The sequence below is a fragment of the Arthrobacter sp. 08Y14 genome (assembly GCF_002929455.1).
Taxonomy (GTDB): Bacteria; Actinomycetota; Actinomycetes; order Actinomycetales; family Micrococcaceae; genus Arthrobacter_B; species Arthrobacter_B sunyaminii.
Map to the genome: position 1 here is coordinate 1,128,143 of NZ_PJIX01000002.1, position 21,707 is coordinate 1,149,849.

Here is a 21,707-nt window from a genome sequence, read left to right on the forward strand (position 1 = left end):
CACCTTCTGGATTGGAAGTTCTTCCTATGCCCCGCACCGCCGCCGGCCGCAAATTTTGGGCCAGTGCCGCTCTCCTTGCCGCGCTGGCCGCAGGAACCTCTGCCTGCGGAAGCCCGGCAGAGCAGCCGGCGGAGAATTCCCCGGCGGCTGTCAGCTCTCCTTCAATGTCCGCTGCAGCGGAGCCTGCCAGCCCCGCTCCTCCGGTTCCTGCGCCGTCAAGCATCCCCATCCGTCCGGCAACTCCGGAAACCAGCGTCAGCATCCCGGCGCCGGTGCGGGTCGAAGTCGAGGGAACGGGAATCAGCCTGGAAGTGATTCCCGTGGGCGTAGAGGACAACGGCGCCATGACTCTTCCCGACAACCACTATCAGGCCGGCTGGTATCAGTATGGTCCCGCCCCGGGAGCAGATGCGGGTTCCAGCGTGCTCGCAGCGCACGTCGACTCCCGCACCGAGCAGCTGCCGATCGCCGGACTCAAGAACGTTGCCCCCGGCACCATCGTCACTGTTACCCGCGAGGACGGTTCCGTGCAGCGGTACGCCACCGAGAAGGTGGAAAACATCGCCAAGCGAAGCCTGGACGGCCACCGGCTGTTCGACCGCACCGGAGAACCCCGGTTGAAACTGGTCACCTGCGGCGGCAAATGGCTCGAAGCGGAGGACGACTACGAAGATAACGTGGTCTTGACCGCGGCACCGGTATCATAGGGAAAACTGCCGATCCTCGGGGCGGGCCGGACGGCCGCACCGCAGAGGACCGGCTTCCCGAGATCAGGAGTCCGCACCCGATGCCACTTGGTTCCCCGGAGGAGGATGCAGGCCTCGACCAAGCCTTCGCTTCCGGCAATCAGAGCGCGCTCGCTGAAGCCTACCGGCGGTTTGCACCCCTGATCCGTTCGCTGGCCCTGCGGCGCCTCTCCGATTCCGCAGCAGCGGATGATGTGGTGCAGGAAGTTTTCATTCGGGCCTGGAAGTACCGGGACAGCTACTCCCCTCAGCGGTCAAGCCTCGTGGCCTGGCTGGTTGGCATTACCCGCAATGTTGCGGCCGGCATGGGCACCTCGCGGGCACGCGAAGAGAACCTGCGGGAACTGGCTGCCGCCCAGCACCGGGAGGAGGACGACGACGGAACCGGAAACCCCGACCGTGTTGCCGACAAGGTGGTCATCGAAGCGGAACTGGACCGGCTGGGAGAGCCGCAGGGTTCCATCCTCCGGCTGGCTTTCCATGCGGACCTGACCCACCAGCAGATCGCCGACCGGCTCGAAATGCCGCTGGGAACCGTTAAGAGTCATATACGCCGAAGTCTCGTCCAGTTGAGGCAAAGATTGGAGGTCAGTGATGCAGCACCTGCACGATGACGCGCTCACCCTCCTGGCCCTGGGTGAAGAAGCCACTGACGAGGAGCGTGCCCATCTTGAGGCCTGTCCGCGCTGCAGCGCGGATCTGGGTTCTTTCCGCCGTGTGGTGTCCGCCGCCCGCCTGGCCGGCACAGCAAACGAGGATGACGACGCGTCAACCGCCGGAACAACAGACGGAACCGGACAGGTCTTCACGCTGCAGGCACCGGACTCCGCGGTGTGGGAGAGCATCCACCGCGAGCTGAATCTGGATGAAGAGCTGAGGCCGGACCCGCTGTCAGCTCCCGCCTCTACGGTGACTTCAGCCAACACGCCTTCATCCACCGCTTCTACCGGATCCGGTTCGCCAGTGGCCTACCTTGACGCAGTCCGCCGCCGGCGCCGGCGCACCGGGCCGTGGCTGGCAGCCGCGGCAGCCGCCGTCGTCGTGGCGGCCGCAGGAACCTGGGGCGCGCTGGGAGCGCTTGATTCCAATCCGGAACCCGTTGCCATCGCCTCGGTGGAGCTGTCCCCGCTGGCCTCGTACTCGGACACGGGCCGCGCCGTCGTGGACGAGCTTCCGGACGGCAAGCGGGAACTTGTGGTGACCTCCAGCAGCGATGCAGCCCAGGGCTACCGGGAGGTGTGGCTGCTCGCCCCTGACGCGACGTCGATGGTGAGCCTTGGAACCATGGACGGCACCGAAGGACACTTTGTGCTGCCGCAGGATCTTGACCTCAGCAAGTATCCCGTCGTGGACATTTCAGACGAGCCGTATGACGGCGATCCTGCGCACTCCGGTGATTCCATCCTGCGCGGGCAACTGGATCTTTAGTGGACGCAGGAACCGCCGGCTCCATCATCAGCACGTGGTTTTCGAAGGTGGCGGACGGCTTTTCCCGCGGAGCTCCGCTGGAGCTCCCGTTGCCTGTCCTGCTGCTCATTGCTGCTGCGGCGGCCCTGCTGACCGTGCCCCGGCCGGTGTGGCGGTGGTTTGGTCTTTTCGTCACGTTTGTCCATGAACTGGGGCATGCCTTCGCCGCCCTGATGACCGGACAACTGGTTAAGGGCATCCAGCTCCGGTTCGACCACTCAGGCCAAATGCGCAGCATGGGCCGCAGCCGCTTCGCCGCTGCCTGGACCGGCTTCTGGGGTTATCCCGTACCCGCCGTCGTGGGTGCATTGCTGGTCTGGGCGGCGTTTAACGGCTGGGCCGGATTTGCCCTGTCCGCCGGTGCGCTGGTTCTGCTGGCGGGCCTGCTGTTCATCCGCAATGCGCAGGGTCTGCTCATTGCCCTGGGCTGCACCACTGTTTCAGTGCTGCTGGTGTGGTTTGCCTCGCCCAATGCCGTCTCATACGTCACCCTGGGCACGGGCCTCGCCCTGCTGGCAGGTGCGGTGCGCGACTGGTTCAACGTGCTCAGCGTCCACACCCGGCGACGGCGTTCCCTGCAGAGCTCGGACGCCTTCATCCTGTACCAGCGCACCGGCGTCCCGTCCGCGTTCTGGCTTGCTGCCTTCGCCGCGGTCATCGCGGTGTCGGTGGTTGCTGCCCTGTGGTGGTTCCGCCCGGTGGCCGGCTAAACGTCTTCGGGGAGCGTAATGCGCAGTTCCAGCCGGTGCTGGCCGTCGGGTTCCTGGGTGAAAATGGCTTTTCCGGCGATTCCGGCCAGCCCGTCAGTCCCGGAGCCGGGAATGATATGTCCGGAGCTGGCCGTGGCTGTACCCTCAGCAACGCCCCAGTGCTGGATCACCATGGTGCCTTCACGTCCGGCGATCGTGCCGGCGAAAACCTCGGAACAAACGTAACCGGCCCCCACGGCGTTTCCGGCCATAAGGAGGTCGGCAACACTGGTCCCCACAATGTCCCCCTCGAAGATCTTTACCGCGCGGACCGTCGAGAGTTCGCTGTTGGTTCCTTCCACCTGATAGGGCGTGGGCTCCCACTGCGAGACATCAAAATCGGCCGTTATTACCTGTTCTGTTCCGTCGGTCATGCGTCCAGTATCCCGTGTCCGGCAATGGATTGCATGCCGCGGCGCGGCCGCCGGTACCCTTATCGCTGTGCCTGATCACGGCACGGCACCTGCATCACCTAAGGAGAATCACCCGGAATGCCGCAGAAAAAGACCTCTCTGCAGGAGCGCTTCATGCGCCGGAAATCGTTATGGATTTGCTTCACTATTGTCCACCTGGTCTTTTTTGCCGCATTGTCCTCCCTGATCTTCTCCGGCGGCGTCCTCAGCGACATCAATCTCTACCGGCTGTGGGCCTTTGAAGGAATCAATGAAGGGACCTGGCAGGGCATCAGCACGGACTGGGTGTATCCGATCGGGGCACTCCTGCCGATGCTTGTCTCCGCAGTTTTCGGCTGGGGAGCGTATCAGCTGGTCTGGTTCGCCATCTTCACGGCTCTGAACGCGGCAGCCGTGGCCGTCATCAGCAAGCCGGGAACCCCGTCCCGATATGCGGCCTCCTACTGGTGGCTGGTGGTTACCGGGCTGCTGGGTCCGGTTGCGGTGGGCCGGGTGGACGGTCTCACGGCCCCTCTGGTGATTATGGGCCTGCTGCTGCTGGCGAGCCGCCCCGTAGTTGCCTCGTCGCTGCTTGCCGTGGCCACCTGGATGAAGGTCTGGCCCGCTGCCGTGATCCTCGCGGTGCTGGTCGCCTCGCGCCGCCGCCTGACAGTGGTGGCCACCGGGGCAGCGGTATCCGCCGTGATGGCCGGGATTGTCATCGCCGGCGGCGGCATCCGTCACCTGCTGTCCTTTGTGGGCGCCCAGGGTGCACGCGGCATGCAGATGGAGGCGCCCTTCACCACTCCGGGCCTGTGGCAGGCCATCCTCGGCGGCGATTCCGGTGCCTACATCTTCGAGGACAAGATCATCAACACCCGCGAAGTGCGCGGTGCCCTCGGCGAGCCGGTGGCCGCGCTGATGACGCCGCTGCTCGCGGCGGCGGCGATCGCCGTCGTCGTCCTGCTGATCTGGGCACTGCGGCGGGGCGCCGATGCCGGCCAGCTCCTCATTGCCGGTTCGCTGGCCCTGGTGGCGGCATTCATTGTGTTCAATAAAGTGGGTTCGCCCCAGTTCATGCTGTGGCTGGGCGCCGTGGTGGCCGTTGGTGTGGCCTGGGAGGGCCGGAGCTGGCGGGTCCCGGCGGGCCTCATGCTGGCCATCGCTTCCCTGACCACCCTGGTGTATCCGATGTTCTACGCCGAGCTCTACAACGATCTGAACATTGGGGTTGCCCTGCTGCTGACCATCCGCAACATTGCGCTGATGGTGCTCTTCGGCTGGTCGCTGGTCCGGATTGTCCGGTTGACGAAGGCAGGCAGCAGCCGTCCGCTCAGCGCACCCGAAGTTCGCCCGGAGACGGCTCCGTAAGCTTCTTCCGGAACAGGACCTTGGTCTTGGGATCCAGGAAGATCAGGTAGAGCGCGAAGCCCAGTGCTATGACGGCAGCAATCTGGCGGGCGGCGCTGAGGCTGAAGTCGAAATACGGCCAGATATCCAACTGGTCGCTGATCGCGTACACCATGAAGAACGAGACCAGCAGATACAGGGTCTTAACCTGCCAGTCGTTCCGGATGCCGGTCACGGCAAACAGCGGAATCAGCCACACCACGTACCAGGACTGAATCATCGGTGCGAGCATAACGACGGCGGCAAACGCCAGGGCGAGCCGGCGCACCAGCCTGCTGTACTCCCCCACGAACATCTGCCAGAACACGATGAGCACCGAGGCCACGCGGCCCAGGGTGTGAACAATGTCGCCAAAGGTCCAGCCCGGCAGGCCCAGGGCATTGCCCAGAGTGGCAACAAGCATGCCGAGGAAGCCAACCGGCGCGTACCAGATCCAGACGCTGCCCGGCGTGCTCAGTGCACTCACCCAGCCGAAGCCGAGACCGTTGATGATGCCCAGGATCCACAGCAGGCCCAGGGACATTCCCGCGGTCATAAACCAGTAGAGGAACTTGCGCGGCCAGGATGCACCTTTGCCTGCCCACATGAGGCCCACAAAGGGCAGCAGGATCAGTGTGATCGGCTTAATCCCCACGGAGAGCGTAATGAGGAGAATGCCGGGAATGGCGTGCTTGGTAGCGGCAAGGTAGAGGCCTGCCAGGGCCAGACCGATCATCAGCGCATCGTTGTGGATGCTGGCGATGAACGTGGTCAGGAACAGCGGGTTTGCGGTGGTCAGCCACAGTGCACGGTTGGGGTTGATGTTGTGCAGTTCCGCAAGCTTCGGCACGTAATACACGCACAGCGCCACGCCGATCAGGGAGATGAGCCGGAACAGCAGAATGGAGTATTCCGGCTGGCCGCCGGTGGCCCGGACCACGAGTTCCTCCAGCCAGAGGAAAATCGGACCGTAGGGAGTGGGGCTCTGGGCCCACAGGTCATCGGCACCAATCTGCACATAGTTGGAGATCTGGGAGTAGCCGTCTTTGTACGGGTCCAGTCCGCTGACCATCACCAGGCCCTGGGCGATGTAAGCGAACACGTCGCGGCTGAAAAGCGGAAGAGCCACGCACATGGGTGCAGCCCAGGCGATGGTGGCCTTCAAAACCACCGGACGGCTCTCGGGACCCCACGAGGTGATGCGCTGGCCCAGCCGCAGCCAGGAGCGGACCAAAAGCATTCCGCCCAGGGCCAGCAGGAAGACGGAGAGCACTGCACCCTCCGGCTCAAAGCGGAGCCACATGATCACGGGGTTGCGGCGGAGGTCGTACGAGGCCAGAGACAGCCATCCAACGCCGAGCGAGCCCACGAGCATCATGAGGGAACCGATGAGGCCCTGGATGATCGCAACATTGGGGTGGTTGGCTTTCGCTAGCTCCGGGCCGGGAGACGAAGGCTCGGTCGCGGGGACCTGGGCGGTCATCTGCGTGGTTCCAATCTTTGGGTTCGTACAGTTTGCCCAACGGCAGCGGCGCATGCCTGGCATCACGGCGAAGCCGGACTTCATGGGAGCACTCACCAGCAGTAAACCAGCGCGGCCGGCGGCACCGCGGTACACGCGACAAACGCACCGCGGCAAAGACCGTCAGTAGCCAAGATATTAGCACCGCAGGGTGTACAAAGCCGGGATGCACGGACGCGCCGGAGGAGGATCCTACGGATGCGCAGTACGTCACATAGACTGAAAACCGTTGAAACAACAAGGCAAGGCGGTACAGGCTGTGGGGCGCCACCGGGCAGACACTGGAGATAAGCAGCACGTGGACACGCGACAGCAGGTCCGCGGGCAGCATAAACCCGGAGGGCCGCAGCTTGCTGACAGCCCGAAACCGGATGTATCGGGTGGTGCGGCACCTGAGGCTGCGGGGCTGCGTCCCCGCAGGGAGTCCCGGCGAAAGCCCCGGGAGTCAGGACAGAAGACCCAGGAGTCCTTGGAGTCCCGGGAGGGATCCGCCGCCGTATCTGCCGTCATATCTGCCGTCGGTACGGCTGCCGCCGTTGAGCCGGCTTCGGGTGCCGCACAGTCAACGCCGGCATCCCTGCCAACCGCACTCCCGGGCAGCGTACGGCGGAAAAACCACGACCTGCTCCTTTGGGGCGTCTTCCTGGCCGTCACGGCTGTCGGAGCGATGACGTGGGCCGAGATTGATTGGCGCGTTACCGGAGCCGTTGCCTTCCTGCTGCTGTTGTCCTTCACTGCCGTCTGGCAGTTTTCCTCGGATTCCCCTGCGGTGCATGACGCGGCGGGTCAGGCCGGCCCAGAGCGCCCGAACCCTTCAGCACCGGCAACCTCAGTGCCGGCGCCCTCAATATCACCCGCCCCGGCGCTGCGCACCTCAACACCGGCAATCCCGGTCCCGGCACCGGCACCGGCACCGGCACCGGCAGCGATAGTCTCGGGGCCCGCACCAACCGGGCCCGCCTCCGGGACGGACCCGAAACCTCCGATCACCCGCAAGGAAATGCGCGCGGCGGATCCCACCACGGGGGTCTTGCCGGTGGTTTCGGTTTTCGCCCGCAAGCCCGCCGCGGGAAACAGCCGTCCTTCTGCGCGGCCTGCCCCGGGAGCCCCGGGAACGAAAACGAGTGCTGCAACCGGCCCCGGCGTCCCTCTGGCGCCCGCAGGACATGAACTGCTGGGAATCGATATCGGACAGGCAAAGGCTGGAAGCAGAAAGGCACGGCGGCGGGCTGAGGCTTCGACCCCCGCCCCGGCGCCTGAGGCCGCAAAGCCCGCGCAGACTCCTGACTCCGCCGAGACACCCAAACCCGCCCAGACACTCAAAACCGCCGTATCCGCCAAATCCGCCAAATCCTCGGCGTCCTCAGCGTCGTCAGCGTCCTCAGCGTCGTCAGCGTCCTCAGCGTCGTCAGCGTCCTCAGCGTCGTCCGAACCTGCAGAATCCACCAGGGCAGACAAAGCTGACACAGCAGACAAGATCGGCGCCGGAGACAGCCGCTGGACGCGCACCTTCGGTCCGCCTGAAACCGGCCAGCTGCCGATCCAGCAGTATGACGCAGCAGCGGCCGCCGTCGTGCCCTCCCAGCCGGAGTCTGCGGACCGCCGCCAGCGGAGCCATTCAAGCCTCTGAACAGGACGGAGTCCTGAGCGGTACGAAGCGGTTGTTTCGGGCAGGCACCCGCGGGCAGCGCGGTACATTGGTTGTGTGCCAATAACTAATGAACGCATTGTTTGGATTGACTGTGAAATGACCGGCCTGGACATCAAGAATGACGCCCTCATTGAGGTTGCGGTCTTGGTGACGGACTCCGAGCTGAACATCCTGGGTGACGGAGTGGATGTGGTCATCCGCCCCGATGACGCCGCGTTGGCGCAGATGGGTGACTTTGTGCGGAACATGCACACCACCTCCAAGCTCCTGGACGAGCTGCCCAACGGGATGACCATGGCCGAGGCCGAGGCCCAGGTCATCGAGTACATCACCAAGTGGGTGCCGGAGCCCAAGAAGGCCCAGCTGGCCGGAAATTCCGTGGGAACCGACAAGATGTTCCTGGCCCGGGACATGCCGGAAGTCATTGACTACCTGCACTACCGGATCATCGACGTTTCCACCATCAAGGAACTCGCCCGCCGCTGGTACCCGCGCGCCTACTTCCAGGCACCGGCGAAAACCGGGAACCACCGTGCGCTGGGCGACATCGTGGATTCCATCAACGAACTCCGGTACTACCGCGAGGCCGTTTTTGTGCCGGCTCCGGGCCCGGATTCGGCGACGGCGAAGAAGATTGCCGAGGGCATCAAGAGTTAGCTCGGTCACATTTTGGGGTCTTAGGTGCCAGTTGGTCAGGACCACCCCAAAAACCGTGTAAGCTTAATTCCGCTGCCTCAGATAAATGAGTTCGCAAAAACCACTCGCCTGGATTTTGCGAATATGTTATCCGAGGCACATGGTGGGTATAGCTCAGTTGGCAGAGCGCCTGGTTGTGGTCCAGGAGGTCGCGGGTTCAACCCCCGTTACTCACCCCAAGGAGACTGGCAGGATCAGTTTCACAGAGGCCGTCCCGGTTCATCGGGGCGGCCTTTGTTGTGTTTGAACTTATGTTTGACTTGTTTATGAGGCCGCCCGGCCGGTGCTGCGGCGGCCCGCAGCACCGCCGCTGGAACGTACTGTGGCCAATCATTGAGGAGGCGCCGCCTTGGAGCGCAGATTGTTCGACGAAGACCACGAGCTTTTCCGTGACCTTGCGAGGGAATTCAATTCCCGCGAGGTCGCTCCCGGGTACGCCAAGTGGGACGCCGAGCACATGATGCCCCGGCAGCTGTGGAAGGCTGCCGGAGAGCAGGGACTGCTGGGACTTGCCGTGCCGGAGGAGTTCGGCGGCGCAGGCATGCCCGACTACCGCTACCGCGCCGTCATGGACGAGGAGTTCGCCAAGGCCAACCATCTCGCCGTCGGCCTCGCCTTCCATCTGCATGACGATATGGTCCTCCCCCACCTGCTGGCGTACGGTTCCGATGACCTCAAGGAACGCTGGCTGCCGGGGATGGTCAGCGGCGACACCGTCACCTCAGTGGCGTGGACCGAACCCGGCGCCGGCAGCGACCTGCGCGGCATCCGCACCAAAGCCGTGCGGGAGAACGACGGCGGCTGGCGGCTGAACGGCCAGAAGACTTTCATCGGCAACGGCATCAGCGGCGACGCCTCCCTGGTCCTGGCCCGCACCGACGGCGGAACCGGCCGCGGCACCAAAGACTCGTTCAGCATGTTCATGGTGGAAAAGACCGAGGGCTACAAGACGGGCAGCCAGCTGGACAAGATGGGTCTGAAGGCCTCCGACACAGCCGAACTGTTCTTCGATGATGTCCACGTCCCCGAGGGCAACCTCGTGGGCGAAGTGGGCCGCGGCCTGGAGTACGCCGCCGGACAGCTCCCCCAGGGCCGGCTGGCCATCGCCGTCGCTTCATCCGCCGTTGCCCGGCAAATCTATGAAGCCACCGTTGAGTACACAAAGAACCGCAACGCCTTCGGTGAGCGCATCGCCGATTTCCAGAACAGCCGGTTTGTCCTGGCTGACATTGCGACCGAGGTGGAAGTCACCGAATCCTACGTGGATTCGGCAATCCTCGCCTTCAATGAAGGGCGGCTGGACGCCGTCTCCGCGGCGAAGGCGAAGCTCTGGGCCAGTGAACGGGTTCAGTCCATCACCGACCGTTGCCTGCAGCTGCACGGCGGCTACGGGTACATCCTGGAATACCCGGTGGCCCAGGCCTTCCTGGCCGCCCGGCTGCTGACCATCTTCGGGGGAACCTCCGAGATCATGCGCGAAGTCATCGGCCGGCACATCACCGCCTAGCCTCTCTCCCCGTACACAGACAGCAGCCAGCACCACCCACCCAACAGAAAGACCAGCAATGACCGTCCGTCCCATCGTTATCCACGGCGAACCCGTTCTGCACCGCCGAGCCGCTCCGGTGGAAAAGTTCGACGACGAACTGCGCACCCTGGTGGCCGATATGTACGAAACCATGGACGTGGCGAACGGTGTCGGGCTGGCCGCCACCCAGGTTGGCGTGGGGCTGCGCCTGTTCACCTTCGCCTACCAGAACGACGACGACGCACCGGACCGCGGCGTCGTCATCAATCCCGTGCTCATCACGTCCAAGGTGCCTGGCTCGGCGCCGGACCCGGAGGACGATGCCGAGGGTTGCCTGTCCGTCCCGGGCGAGAACTTCCCCGTCAACCGCGCCGAGTGGGTCAGGATTTCCGGTTTCGATGAGAACGGTGCCCCGCTGGAATTTGAGGCCACCGGCTGGTTTGCCCGGGTCCTGCAGCACGAGTACGACCACTTGGACGGCAAGCTGTACGTGGACAAGCTCAACGACCGGTGGAGCAGGAAGGCGCGGAAGGCCATCAAGGCTCACGGCTGGAATGTTCCGGGACTGACGTGGATGCCCGGAGTGGATCCGGATCCTTTCGGCCACTAAGGGCACTCAGAAACCCGGAAGCCTAAACCGGACCAAAGCAAAAGGCGCGTTTCCCGAGAGGGAAACGCGCCTTTTGCTTTGTCTATTGGCCGTGTCTTCGGTGAAGCTCTCGCCTAGATCGAGGCGGCCAGCTCCTCAACGCGAGGGTAGGCCGGCGGATTCACGTGGGCCATTTCCTCCAGCACCCGGATAACCTGGCAGCTGTAGCCGAACTCGTTGTCGTACCAGACATAGAGCACGGCATTCTTGCCGTTGGAGATGGTGGCCAGTCCGTCCACGATGCCGGCCCGCTTGGAGCCCACAAAGTCGGTGGAGACAACCTCGGGAGAGTCGATGTAGTCGATCTGCTTGTGCAGGTCCGAGTTCAACGATGTTTCCCGCAGGAAGGTGTTGATCTCTTCCTTGGTGGTGGAGGTCTCGAAGTTCAGGTTCAGGATCGCCATGGAGACGTCGGGGGTGGGAACCCGGATGGCATTGCCGCTGAGCTTGCCTGCCAGTTCCGGCAGCGCCTTCGCAACGGCCTTGGCGGCACCGGTTTCGGTGATCACCATGTTCAGCGCGGCGGAGCGGCCGCGGCGGTCACCATTGTGGAAGTTGTCGATCAGGTTCTGGTCATTGGTGAAGGAGTGCACCGTCTCCACATGCCCGTGGATGATTCCGTATTTGTCGTTGAGCACCTTCAGGACCGGCGTGATGGCATTGGTGGTGCAGGAAGCCGCGGTGACAATCAAGTCGTCGTCGGAAATCGATTCGTGGTTGATGCCGTGCACAATATTCTTCAGGTTGCCCTTGCCCGGAGCGGTGAGAAGCACGCGCGAGACTCCCTTGGCGGACAGGTGCTGGGACAGTCCCTCTTCGTCACGCCAGCGGCCGGTGTTGTCCACCACCACGGCGTCGTTGATGCCGTAGGCCGTGTAGTCCACAGTGGACGGATCGTTGGAGTAGATGACCTGGATCAGGGTGCCGTTCGCCAGGATGGTGTTGTTTTCCTCGTCGACGGTGATGGTTCCGTCGAAGGCACCGTGGACGGAGTCGCGGCGCAGCAGCGAAGCACGCTTGACCAGGTCATTTTCCGCTCCCTTGCGGACAACGATTGCCCGGAGCCGCAGGCCCTGGCCGCCCCCGGCATGGTCGATGAGGATGCGGGCCAGCAGCCGGCCGATCCGGCCAAAGCCATAGAGAACGACGTCGGTGCTGGTGCGGTCGTCAGCGCCGTGCTTGCCAACCACATCGGCCAGCTCGCGGCGCAGGAAATCCATGAGATCCACGCCGGCGCCCTCTGCCTTGTACTTCAGGCTCAGGCGGGCCAGGTCGATGGATGCGGCGCCCAGCTCCAGTTCAGTCAGTGCCTGCACCAGCGGGAACGTGTCAGAGACGGGCAGTTCAACTTCATCGATCTGCCGTGCAAAACGGTGTGCCTTGAGGATGTCGATGACGGAACGGTTGACCAACGGGCGGCCGTACACCGAAGTGACCACACTGTTTTCCCGGTACAGCCGCCCGATCAGCGGAATCATTGCCTCGGCAAGGGCCTCACGGTCCATCCATGTGTCCAGGCAGGCATCGGAGAACTGGCTCAAGATTTTCACTTCCTTTTCTCAGCCGGCACTGCTTTGTGCCGGTTGGTCGTCCCTCCAAGTGTATTAGGACACACTTGCCGCACCGCTTTGTTGAGCGAGATGTTTGTCACACTGACATTTTCCGGTCAGTGGACCTCCAGGGTTTCGTCAGCCGGTTCGGGCTCCAAGTCTTCGAGATCCCTAATCCCCCGCAGCGGACCGAACGCTGCAACGGCCGGGGCCAGGAACGCAATCGCCAGTCCGATGAGGATGGCGCCGCGGATTCCCAGGGCTTCCACGAGGAAGCCCCCGATGACGCCGGCGACGGCCAGCATTCCCCAGGTCACCATCCGGGACGCAGACCCCAGCCGGCCCAGCATTCCGGGCGGGCAGACCCGCTGGCGGAAGCTGGTGGACACTACAACATTCATGGAGATGGCATACCCGGCCAGGAAAAGCCCGGCGAATCCCGGCACCATTCCCCAGTCCGGCGTCATCAAAAGCACGCTGGAATAGCCGGCCGCTGCCGGCAGCATGGAAAAACGCCACACAGTTCCCGACCCCCACCGCTGCGTGACGTGCTTTACGGTAAGCCCGCCCAGCGTTCCGCCCAGCGCGGTGGACGCCGTCAGGAATCCGAGCATGGCTCCGGATTCCCCCAGTGTCCGCACCACAAGGATGACCATGAGGGAGACTACGATTGCGCCGCCCAAATTCCACAACGCACCGACCAGCAGGATCGCGCGCAGCGGAGCTGTGCTAAAGCTGTACCGCAGGCCCTCTTTCATGTCGCGGAAGATCCTGCTCCCGCTTTTTTGCGGAGTGGCCGCCTCCTGAACCTTGAGTGTTGCCACCGAAAGCAGCGATGCCGTGGACGCGGCCACCTGCAACAGGAGCGAGTTTGATGCCCCCCAGACAGAGGTCAGCCAGCCGCCCAGGCTCCGGCCCACTGCATCCGCTGAAGCAGCGGAGCCGGTCATGAGACCGTTGCCCTCGATCAGTTCCTCACGCTTAACCGCCCGGGGAACCAGGGCCGACTCCGCCAGCATCGAGAAAACGGCAGCCAAGCCGGACAGGAAGGACACCACAAAGAGCTGGATCACAGTGAGCTGGTCCAGCCAGAACGCCACCGGCAGGCTCATCAGGACAGTTATCCGTACTACCAGCGCGGCCATGACCACCGGTTTGCGGCGGTAACGGTCCACCAAAACGCCAATTGGCAGTCCAAACAGCAACCACGGCAGGAACCCCACGCCGGACAGGGCAGCAACAGCGAAGTCCGAGGCATCCAATTCGACGGCGGCGATGAGGGGCAGCGCCACAGCGGCAACGGAAGTGCCAAAGATGCCGGCGGTCGAGGAAATCCATAGGGCGCGGAAGTTCGCATTACGGAGCACCAGCGGGCGGCGTTTTGTCGTAGTTCTGGACATTGCCACAGAATAGTCGCGCAGTTGCCGGTGCGCCTGCTTTGCGCACCGCTTGTGCAAATCCTGCGGAAAAACAGCGCCAAATCTTGAGACACTGTTGCCCCCGGGGCTGTTTGAGTGGACGGGCTGGCCGATAAGCCGGGTTTTGTATCTCCAGTCCGTTACCGGGCCGGAGGCGGCAATCATCCATCTGGGAACGCCGTTGCCGGCGCCCTCAAGCGGCCTACCCGGACGCATCGGGCGAGCAGCCCTCAAACGCGTCCTGTATGGCCTTGCTCCGGGTGGGGTTTACCTAGCCGCTCCGGTCACCCGGAACGCTGGTGGTCTCTTACACCACCTTTTCACCCTTACCGAAAAGACAGTGCTCCAAGCGGATCACCATCAACGGCGGTTTCTTTTCTGTGGCACTGGCCTGCGGGTTTCCCCGAGTGGGCGTTACCCACCACCCTGCTCTGCGGAGCCCGGACTTTCCTCGGTGGCTCCTTCAATAAGGACCCAACGCGATCGCCTGGCCAACCCGTCCAGCCTCAATGCTACCGTCTCCGGCAGGTTGTTCGGGTTCAGTGCCCCGGCCGGGGAGGCTCACGCACCTCGCGTAGGATTAATTGGTGTTGATTTTGCTCCCGCCCTCTGAAGGAAAAACCGCCGCCGTCTCAGGTCCGGCTTTTGACCCCGACAAGCTGCATTTCCCCGGGCTCAACGACGCCCGCAAACAGGTCCTTGAAGCCGTGGCGCAGGCCAGTGCCGCGGCGGACGCGCACGCCGTCCTGGGCGTCGGCCCGTCACTGGCCGCAGAGGTGCAGCGCAACACCGTCTTGCAGGATCAGCCCTGCGCCCCGGCACACCGCATCTACTCCGGAGTGCTCTACGACGCCCTGGGCTACTCAACGCTGACTCCCGCCCAGCAGCGCACTGCGGATAGCTCCGTCATCGTCATCTCAGGGTTGTGGGGAGCGCTGGGATTCGGCGATCCGATTCCCGCTTATCGGTTGTCCATGGCGGTGAAGCTTCCGGAAACGGGCAAACTCGCTTCCTTCTGGAAACGCCATTTGACGCCCGTCCTGAATGAGTATGCGGCGGAACAGCTGGTGGTGGACTGCCGGTCCAGCACCTACGCGGCTGCGTGGGCGCCGGAACCGGCTCGGGCAGCGGCGGTGAACGTCTTCCAAATTCGGAATGGCAAACGCACCGTTGTTTCGCACTTCGCCAAGCACACCCGCGGAGAGCTCGCGCGTCATTTGCTGACCCGCACCGGCGCCGCACCTGAGACGCCGGAACAGCTGGTCGCCGCTGCCGCAGAGAAATGGGAGGCGGAGCTGGTGCCGGCCACGGCCCGGAAGCCCTTCCAGCTCAACCTCATCCTTCCCGGGCAGGAAGCCGCACACTAGTCTTCGGCAACCAGCTCCACTTCGAAGCCCGCACTGTTTTCGAGGTAGGCAGCGTAGTGGTCCGGACCACCGGCATGGGGATGCCGGTCGGTGAACAGCAGCGTCCAGCCATGGCTTGCGGCGCGCCGGGCCAACAAGTCCACATCCGCCCGCGATCCGGCGCAGAAGGCCAGATGGTTCAGGCCCGGACGCCGCCGTTCATACGCTGTATCCAGCACGTCGGGCCCTGCTTCAATAACCACGTAGCTGTCCGCTCCCTGCCACCGGGCGCCGGTTTTCCAGCTGTCCGCGCGCAGGTAGCCCAGGCGTTCCAGGAGCCACCCCAGCGAGGCTTCAGCGGCGGCGAAGTCCCGGACCCAAAGCTCGGTGTGGTGCAGCCTGCCGGTGGCTGTCGGTTTGGACTCGGCGTCCAGCTGGGAAACCTCTTTCGGTTCCTGGAGCGCAGTTGCAGCTGCGCTCTTCTGCACCCAGGGAACCCCTGCCATGCCGGCGTCCATTGCCTCATTGGAGAGCCGGTCAGCGTCCTTGTTCAGTTCACGCGGAATCCACTGGTACTTCACCCGGCGCGGGTTGACGATCCCCCGGGCCTTGGCTGCCAGCTTCTGCATGTCCTCGTGCTTGATCTTCCAGCGGCCGCTCATCTGCTCCACAACGAGCTTGGAGTCCATCTTGGCCAGGATCCAGCAGTCGGGGTCAATGTCGTGCGCCATTTCAAGGGCTGCCACCAAGCCGGAGTACTCCGCCACGTTGTTGGAGGCCTTGCCGATGTACTGTGCCTTTTCCGCCAGAATGCGTCCGGTCTCAGGATCGCGCACCAGGGCGCCGTAGCCGGCGTGCCCGGGATTGCCGCGGGAGCCGCCGTCGGCTTCCACAATCAGCGTGCGCCGGGGCGCGTTCGAAGAAGCCGCGGCGTTCCCTGAAGGCTCAGCAGGGGCGTCGGACGGGTCAAACAGGGTCACCGGTCAGCTGCTCCACTCATCGGAGCGCACCAGGATGGCGCCGGAGTCGGGGCAGAAGACAATATCGTCCTCTGCGGCCTTGCGGATATCGGCAAGGTCTCCGGGGCTCAGCTGCATGCCGGAGCCCTCGGAGGTGCCGTGGAACAGGCGTGCGGCGCCAATGCCGTGCTTGGCCAGCGTCTTTTCGTAAACGGCCAGCAGACCGGGCTCAAAGGTGGCTGCCAGTTCCTCACGGCTGGCGACCACTGCCTGGCGCTCGGTTTCGATTTCCGCCAGTTCGGCGTCGCGCTTTTCTTCCAGCGCCGCCATTTCAGCGTCCAGAGCAGCGGCGGCTTCACGGGACTGCTCCTCGGCGGCCTTGGCCGTCTCGAGGCGCTCCATGACTTCAAGCTCCACGTCCTCCAGATCGGAACGGCGGCGCTTCAGCGACTCCATTTCGCTCTGCAGGGCGGTGAGCTCCTTGGAAGTGCCGTGGCCGCTGTCCAGATGCTTCTGGTTGCGCTCCACCCGGGCTGCCACGGCTGCGACGTCGGCTTCGGCACGGGTCAGTTCACGCGTGATGTCGGCGGCCTCGGTGGAAGCGGCAACAAGCCTGCTCTGCGCCGCGGCCCGCTGCAGGGCAAGGGCTGCAATCTCCGAGTTGTCGCTGACGGTGCGGGCCCGGTTCCGGAGTTTGCGGACCGTACTGTCCAGAGCCTGCAAATCGAGCAGCCGCAGCTGCTCCTCCGACGATGCTTTTGCCACCGAAAACCTCCAACTATGACCGGGCCAACCTGACCCGGTTCTTCCCCCTAGCCTATGCCAACGGGGCAGGTCAGTTCAGCCCGGGTGTCAGCACAAAGTCCCACGGATCGGTGTTGGTGCCGCTGATCCGGATCTCCGCGCTGAAGCCCTGATCGTTCAGGACGTTTTCCAGGGCAGCGGCCGCAGGCGTTAACCACAGCCATTCACTGCCGAAATGGGACACATCCATCAGGTAGGGGCGACCGTTAACGGCGGCCTCGCGGGCTTCGGACGCGGGATGGTGGCGCAGGTCGGCTGTGACGTAAACGTCAGCCTGGTGCCGGCGGACGGCGTCAAAAAGACTGTCACCCGCACCGCCGCAGACGGCAACCCGGCGGACCAGCCCGTGCGGATCGCCGGCAACACGGACTCCGCCGGCGACGGCGGGCAGGATGCTGAAAACCAGCTTGGCGAAGTCCGCCAGCGTGGTGGCCTCAGGCAACTCCCCCACCCGTCCGATGCCTTCTTCGGGCAGTCCGTCCTCGGCGGGAACCAGCGGTTCCACCCCTTCGAGTCCAAACGCGTCTGCCAGCACATCGGAGACCCCGCCCACGGCGCTGTCGCCGTTGGTGTGGACCGTCAGCAGTGCACAGCCGCCTTCAATCAGCCGGTGCACCACGTCACCTTTGAATCCTGTGCCCGCCACCGAGTGGACCGGCTTCAGGAACAGCGGGTGGTGCGTCACCAGCAGGTCCGCGCCCCATTCCAGGGCTTCGTCAATGACCTCAGAGGTGGGGTCCACGGCGAAGAGAATCCGCCTGACCGTGCGGAAGGGCCGGCCGGCCACCAGACCGACGGCGTCCCAGCCTTCAGCCAGGGATTCCGGCCACAGTTCTTCGGCGGCCAGGAGGACGTCGCCAAGTGTGGGCGCGGAGCCATCCGTTTCTGCTGCGGCGACGGGGGTTTCCGGGTCCGGTCCCGGTGCCGCCGGCTCGGCGCCTTCGGCGGGCTTGTCTGTATCCATGGTTTCAGTTCTACCTGCTAGGTTTCCCGCGCTCAATTCGGCCGCGCCGCAGCAGGGCATGATTCGCCCCGCACCGGGTATTGGAATGGAAGATCGGGAATCATTGCGGGCACGCGTGCATTGATACAGGGTATGAAGACCTATGTACTTGGCGGAGGCTGCTTTTGGTGCCTCGACGCCCTTTACCAGAAGACCCGCGGTGTCACCGACGTCGTTTCCGGCTACACCGGCGGGCACACCGCCCATCCGGACTACGACAGCGTCTGCTCCGGCACCACCGGGCACGCCGAAGTGGTGGCGGTGACCTTTGACGAGGACATCATTGACGGTGAAGTGATCCTTGACATGTTTTTCATTTCACATGATCCCACCACGCTGAACCGGCAGGGGTACGACGTCGGCACCCAGTACCGGTCCTCGATGTTCTACACCAGCGAGGCCGAGCGCGAGGAGTTCGAGAAGGCACGCGACCGGGCGCAGGAACACTGGGACAATCCGATCGTGACGGAGATCGTCCCGCTGCCCCGCTTCCACGTGGCGGAGGATTACCATCAGGATTTCTACGCCAAACACCCCGAACAGGGCTACTGCCAGGTCATCATCAATCCAAAGCTTGCCAAGGCACGGAAATATTACGCCGAATGGCTTGACAACTGACCCACCCTCATGCTGAGGGGTAGGCTGGAACGGGCCCCGGTGCGGACATTCCCGGGAGCAGCAACCTCCAGCGCCCCTGACTCACTTTCATTCCAACGGATAGAGGACAAACCATGGCACGGATTTACGACGACGTCACTCAGCTGGTAGGCGGCACCCCGCTGGTCCGGCTCAACCGCCTGACCGAGGGCCTTGACGCCGAGGTGGCGGTCAAGCTCGAGTTCTACAACCCGGCCAACAGCGTGAAGGACCGGATTGGTGTGGCCATTGTGGACGCCGCCGAGAAGGCCGGCGCCCTCAAGCCCGGCGGAACGATCGTCGAAGGCACTTCCGGCAACACCGGCATCGCCCTGGCCATGGTGGGCGCCGCCCGCGGCTACAAGGTCATCCTGACCATGCCCGAGACCATGTCCACCGAGCGTCGCGTCATGCTCCGTGCGTACGGTGCCGAGATTGTCCTGACGCCAGGCTCCGAGGGAATGCGCGGCGCCGTGGATAAGGCCAAGGAGATCGTGGCCACCACCGAGAACGCCATCTGGGCCCAGCAGTTTGCCAATGCCGCCAACCCCGAAGTCCACCGCCAGACCACGGCAGAGGAGATCTGGGAAGACACCGACGGCAAGGTTGACATCTTCGTGGCCGGGGTCGGCACCGGCGGTACCATCACCGGCGTCGGGCAGGTCCTGAAGAAGCGCAAGCCCGGTGTCCAGATTGTCGCCGTCGAGCCGAAGGACTCGGCCATCCTCAACGGCGGCTCCCCCGGACCGCACAAGATCCAGGGCCTGGGCGCCAACTTTGTCCCCGAAGTGCTGGATACCGACATCTACGACGAAGTCATTGACGCTTCCGTTGAAGACTCGGTTGCCACTGCGCGCGCTTTGGGTGCCAAGGAAGGTATTCTCGGCGGAATCTCGTCCGGTGCAATCGTCTGGGCTGCCCTGGAGCTGGCCAAGCGGCCGGAAAACGCCGGTAAGCTGATTGTCGCCGTCGTCTGCGACTTCGGTGAGCGCTACATCTCCACCGTGCTCTACGACGATATCCGGGGCTGATCCCCGCTCCGCCTACAGTTCCGCACGATCAGAAAGTCATCTGTGAGCTTCCTAGCACGCCTGCGTGAAGACCTCGACGCCGCTGCGTCCCATGACCCGGCCGCGCGCGGTTCCATGGAGAACCTCGTGGTCTACTCCGGGCTGCACGCCATCTGGATGCACCGGCTGACCCATCGGATGTGGGCGCGGCCCGGACTGCGCTTTCCTGCCCGGGTGCTCTCGCAGCTGACCCGCTTTGCCACCGGGATCGAAATCCATCCCGGGGCAACGATTGGGCGCCGGTTCTTCATTGACCACGGCATGGGCGTGGTCATTGGCGAGACTGCTGAAATCGGTGACGACGTCATGCTTTACCACGGGGTCACGCTGGGCGGGCGGTCCCTGGCCCGGATCAAGCGCCACCCCACCATCTGCGACGGCGTCACGGTGGGGGCGGGCGCCAAAATCCTGGGTCCGGTGACCATTGGCAAGAACAGCGCCGTGGGCGCCAATGCCGTGGTGGTTAAGGATGCGCCGGCCGATTCCATCATCACCGGCATTCCGGCCCGATGGCGGCACCGTCAGGTCAAGGAAACGCAGGCAGCCGTGGATCCGGCCGAATACATTGATCCCGCGATTTATATCTGAGACAGATCGTAACTGCGGCCAAATCGCAGACAATAGACAAAGGCCGCCGGCACCCAGTGGGTGCCGGCGGCCTTTTGCGTAGTCAGCGGTTGGCTAGTGGGTGTCCACTGCTTCCACCTCGGAGTGGTCCCCGCTCCACATTGTGTGGAATGTTCCCTCGGAATCGACCCGGTTGTAGGTATGCGCCCCGAAGAGGTCGCGCAGGCCCTGGGTGAGTGCGGCAGGCAGGCGCTTGCGGCGCAGTCCGTCGTAGTAGGCCAGCGAGGAGCTGAAGACGGGCACGGGAATGCCCAGCTGGACGGCAACGGACACTACCCGGCGCCAAGCCGGCAGAGCCGCGGCTATGGACTCCGCGAAGGCCGGAGCCAGCAGCAGATTGGCCGGCGCCTGGTCTCCCTCATAGGCCTTCATGATGTCATCAAGCAGTTCCGCCCGGATGATGCAGCCGGCGCGCCACAGCGAGGCGATCTGGTCCAGCTTCAGGTCCCAGCCGTATTCCTTGGCGGCGCTGTTGAGCATGTCGATGCCCTGGGCGTAGCTGACGAGCTTGGAGGCGTAGAGCGCCTGGCGGACGTCATCAACGAAGGTTTCGGGCAGCTCGACGGCCGCTTCGCCGCCGGCAAGGATCTCCTGTGCTTCTGCGCGCTGGCCCCGCTGGGAGGACAGGGCCCGGGCGAAAACGGACTCGGCGATAGCGGAAACAGGCGAGCCCAGGTCCAGACCCGACACCACCGTCCAGCGTCCGGTGCCCTTCTGCCCGGCGGAATCCACGACGACGTCGACAAACGGCTTGCCGGTCTTTGGATCCGTGTGGGCCAGGACTTCGGCCGTGATTTCAATCAGGAAGGAACTGAGCTGACCGGTGTTCCATTCCGTGAAGATTTTGGCCTGTTCAGCCGGTTCAATACCCCCGGCAGAGCGCAGCAGGTCGTAGGCCTCACCGATGACCTGCATGTCTGCGTACTCGATGCCGTTGTGCACCATCTTGACGAAGTGACCCGCACCGTCGGTGCCGATCCAGCTGCAGCAGGGCTCGCCGTCGTACTTCGCAGCGATTTTCTCGAGCATGGGGCCCAGGGAGTCGTAGGACTCGCGCGAACCGCCGGGCATGATGGACGGGCCGAGCAGCGCGCCCTCTTCACCGCCGGAGACACCGACACCCACAAAGTGAAGATCCTTCTCCGCCAGGGCGGCCTCGCGGCGCCGGGTGTCCTCGTAGTGTGAGTTGCCCGCGTCAATCACAATGTCGCCGGCTTCCAGCAGCGGCACCAGCTGGTCGATCACGGAGTCCACCGGAGCACCGGCCTTCACCATGATCAGGACGCGGCGGGGCTTCTCCAGGGAATCAACGAGTTCCTGAAGGGACTCGGTTCGGATGAAGTCGCCTTCATCGCCGTGGGCAGACAGCAGGGCGTCCGTTTTCTCGATCGACCGGTTGTGCAGGGCTACGGTGTAGCCGTTCCGGGCAAGATTCCGAGCCAGGTTTGCGCCCATGACGGCCAGGCCGGTGACACCAATTTGTGCGCTCAAGTTTTCTCCACGAT

At 64.0% G+C, this 21,707-nt stretch carries 21 protein-coding genes, 1 tRNA gene and 1 other RNA gene; 14 read left to right on the forward strand and 9 right to left on the reverse strand.

Annotated elements, in window-relative coordinates:
* The first annotated feature begins 26 nt into the window (after window positions 1–26).
* The 4 genes from CXR03_RS11770 to CXR03_RS11785 all read left to right on the forward strand — a co-directional run bounded on the left by CXR03_RS11770 (window position 27) and on the right by CXR03_RS11785 (window position 2,923).
* Window positions 27–707 carry a class F sortase gene (locus tag CXR03_RS11770; protein WP_104103914.1) on the forward strand — a complete coding sequence of 227 codons (681 nt, stop codon included), beginning with the start codon at window positions 27–29 and terminating at the stop codon, window positions 705–707.
* 80 nt (window positions 708–787) lie between these two features.
* Window positions 788–1,360 carry an RNA polymerase sigma factor gene (locus CXR03_RS11775; protein WP_104103915.1) on the forward strand — a complete coding sequence of 191 codons (573 nt, stop codon included), beginning with the start codon at window positions 788–790 and terminating at the stop codon, window positions 1,358–1,360.
* Window positions 1,341–2,174, forward strand: a complete 834-nt coding sequence (locus tag CXR03_RS11780) for an anti-sigma factor (protein WP_104103916.1) — start codon at window positions 1,341–1,343, stop codon at window positions 2,172–2,174. Before CXR03_RS11775 ends, CXR03_RS11780 begins: the two co-directional genes overlap by 20 nt.
* Window positions 2,174–2,923 carry a M50 family metallopeptidase gene (locus CXR03_RS11785; RefSeq protein ID WP_258073609.1) on the forward strand — a complete coding sequence of 250 codons (750 nt, stop codon included), beginning with the start codon at window positions 2,174–2,176 and terminating at the stop codon, window positions 2,921–2,923. Before CXR03_RS11780 ends, CXR03_RS11785 begins: the two co-directional genes overlap by 1 nt.
* Here the strand turns inward: CXR03_RS11785 and CXR03_RS11790 are convergent.
* The gene (locus tag CXR03_RS11790; RefSeq protein WP_104103917.1) at window positions 2,920–3,336 is read right to left on the reverse strand and encodes a DUF3224 domain-containing protein; all 417 of its coding nucleotides are present in this window, start codon (window positions 3,334–3,336) and stop codon (window positions 2,920–2,922) included. The two genes, CXR03_RS11785 and CXR03_RS11790, sit on opposite strands and share 4 nt — an antisense overlap.
* 117 nt (window positions 3,337–3,453) lie before the next feature.
* Between CXR03_RS11790 and CXR03_RS11795 the strand changes: the two genes are divergently transcribed.
* Window positions 3,454–4,725, forward strand: coding sequence for a glycosyltransferase family 87 protein (locus tag CXR03_RS11795; protein ID WP_104103918.1), 1,272 nt, complete (start codon window positions 3,454–3,456; stop codon window positions 4,723–4,725).
* On the opposite strand, the gene mptB is transcribed toward CXR03_RS11795, so the two are convergent.
* Entirely contained in the window at window positions 4,688–6,226 is a 1,539-nt protein-coding gene (mptB, locus tag CXR03_RS11800; RefSeq protein WP_181034566.1) for a polyprenol phosphomannose-dependent alpha 1,6 mannosyltransferase MptB, read from the reverse strand. The two genes, CXR03_RS11795 and mptB, sit on opposite strands and share 38 nt — an antisense overlap.
* A gap of 337 nt (window positions 6,227–6,563) precedes the next feature.
* On the opposite strand from mptB, the gene CXR03_RS18460 reads away from it, so the two are divergent.
* The 5 genes from CXR03_RS18460 (at window position 6,564) to CXR03_RS11825 (ending at window position 10,750) form a co-directional block, all read left to right on the forward strand.
* Window positions 6,564–7,895 carry a hypothetical protein gene (locus tag CXR03_RS18460; RefSeq protein ID WP_219816228.1) on the forward strand — a complete coding sequence of 444 codons (1,332 nt, stop codon included), beginning with the start codon at window positions 6,564–6,566 and terminating at the stop codon, window positions 7,893–7,895.
* A 75-nt stretch (window positions 7,896–7,970) separates the two neighbouring features.
* A complete protein-coding gene (orn, locus tag CXR03_RS11810) occupies window positions 7,971–8,573 on the forward strand; it encodes an oligoribonuclease (RefSeq protein ID WP_104053884.1) in 603 nt (200 codons plus the stop codon).
* A 142-nt stretch (window positions 8,574–8,715) separates the two neighbouring features.
* Window positions 8,716–8,791, forward strand: a tRNA-His gene (locus CXR03_RS11815).
* Between the two features lie 170 nt (window positions 8,792–8,961).
* Complete coding sequence (locus tag CXR03_RS11820) at window positions 8,962–10,119, forward strand: acyl-CoA dehydrogenase family protein (RefSeq protein WP_104103919.1); 1,158 nt, start codon at window positions 8,962–8,964, stop codon at window positions 10,117–10,119.
* Window positions 10,120–10,177: 58 nt separating this feature from the next.
* Window positions 10,178–10,750, forward strand: a complete 573-nt coding sequence (locus tag CXR03_RS11825; protein ID WP_104103920.1) for a peptide deformylase — start codon at window positions 10,178–10,180, stop codon at window positions 10,748–10,750.
* A 113-nt stretch (window positions 10,751–10,863) separates the two neighbouring features.
* Here the strand turns inward: CXR03_RS11825 and CXR03_RS11830 are convergent, their stop codons facing one another.
* The 3 genes from CXR03_RS11830 to rnpB all read right to left on the reverse strand — a co-directional run bounded on the left by CXR03_RS11830 (window position 10,864) and on the right by rnpB (window position 14,256).
* Window positions 10,864–12,330, reverse strand: coding sequence for a glyceraldehyde-3-phosphate dehydrogenase (locus tag CXR03_RS11830; RefSeq protein WP_104104127.1), 1,467 nt, complete (start codon window positions 12,328–12,330; stop codon window positions 10,864–10,866).
* Window positions 12,331–12,455: 125 nt separating this feature from the next.
* Window positions 12,456–13,739, reverse strand: a complete 1,284-nt coding sequence (locus tag CXR03_RS11835) for an MFS transporter (protein ID WP_104103921.1) — start codon at window positions 13,737–13,739, stop codon at window positions 12,456–12,458.
* A gap of 115 nt (window positions 13,740–13,854) precedes the next feature.
* An RNA gene (gene rnpB, locus CXR03_RS11840) (RNase P RNA component class A) lies at window positions 13,855–14,256 on the reverse strand.
* 88 nt (window positions 14,257–14,344) lie between these two features.
* Here rnpB and CXR03_RS11845 point away from each other — a divergent pair.
* On the forward strand, window positions 14,345–15,124 hold the full coding sequence (locus CXR03_RS11845) for a YaaA family protein (RefSeq protein ID WP_104103922.1): 780 nt from the start codon (window positions 14,345–14,347) through the stop codon (window positions 15,122–15,124).
* Here the strand turns inward: CXR03_RS11845 and CXR03_RS11850 are convergent.
* The 3 genes from CXR03_RS11850 to CXR03_RS11860 form a co-directional block, all read right to left on the reverse strand.
* Window positions 15,121–16,002 (reverse strand): reverse transcriptase-like protein, encoded by an 882-nt coding sequence (locus CXR03_RS11850; RefSeq protein ID WP_258073629.1) that lies wholly within the window; start codon window positions 16,000–16,002, stop codon window positions 15,121–15,123. The genes CXR03_RS11845 and CXR03_RS11850 overlap by 4 nt on opposite strands.
* A gap of 84 nt (window positions 16,003–16,086) precedes the next feature.
* Complete coding sequence (locus CXR03_RS11855) at window positions 16,087–16,827, reverse strand: zinc ribbon domain-containing protein (protein WP_104103923.1); 741 nt, start codon at window positions 16,825–16,827, stop codon at window positions 16,087–16,089.
* A gap of 70 nt (window positions 16,828–16,897) precedes the next feature.
* The gene (locus CXR03_RS11860; protein WP_104103924.1) at window positions 16,898–17,830 is read right to left on the reverse strand and encodes a Nif3-like dinuclear metal center hexameric protein; all 933 of its coding nucleotides are present in this window, start codon (window positions 17,828–17,830) and stop codon (window positions 16,898–16,900) included.
* A gap of 132 nt (window positions 17,831–17,962) precedes the next feature.
* Between CXR03_RS11860 and msrA the strand changes: the two genes are divergently transcribed.
* From msrA to epsC, 3 genes are all read left to right on the forward strand, one after another.
* On the forward strand, window positions 17,963–18,487 hold the full coding sequence (gene msrA / locus CXR03_RS11865; protein ID WP_104053877.1) for a peptide-methionine (S)-S-oxide reductase MsrA: 525 nt from the start codon (window positions 17,963–17,965) through the stop codon (window positions 18,485–18,487).
* A 113-nt stretch (window positions 18,488–18,600) separates the two neighbouring features.
* Entirely contained in the window at window positions 18,601–19,536 is a 936-nt protein-coding gene (gene cysK / locus CXR03_RS11870) for a cysteine synthase A (RefSeq protein WP_104053876.1), read from the forward strand.
* 42 nt (window positions 19,537–19,578) lie between these two features.
* Complete coding sequence (gene epsC / locus CXR03_RS11875; RefSeq protein WP_104053875.1) at window positions 19,579–20,163, forward strand: serine O-acetyltransferase EpsC; 585 nt, start codon at window positions 19,579–19,581, stop codon at window positions 20,161–20,163.
* A gap of 93 nt (window positions 20,164–20,256) precedes the next feature.
* Here epsC and gndA read toward each other — a convergent pair whose 3' ends face one another.
* On the reverse strand, window positions 20,257–21,693 hold the full coding sequence (gene gndA / locus CXR03_RS11880; RefSeq protein ID WP_104103925.1) for an NADP-dependent phosphogluconate dehydrogenase: 1,437 nt from the start codon (window positions 21,691–21,693) through the stop codon (window positions 20,257–20,259).
* Between the last annotated feature and the right edge of the window lie 14 nt (window positions 21,694–21,707).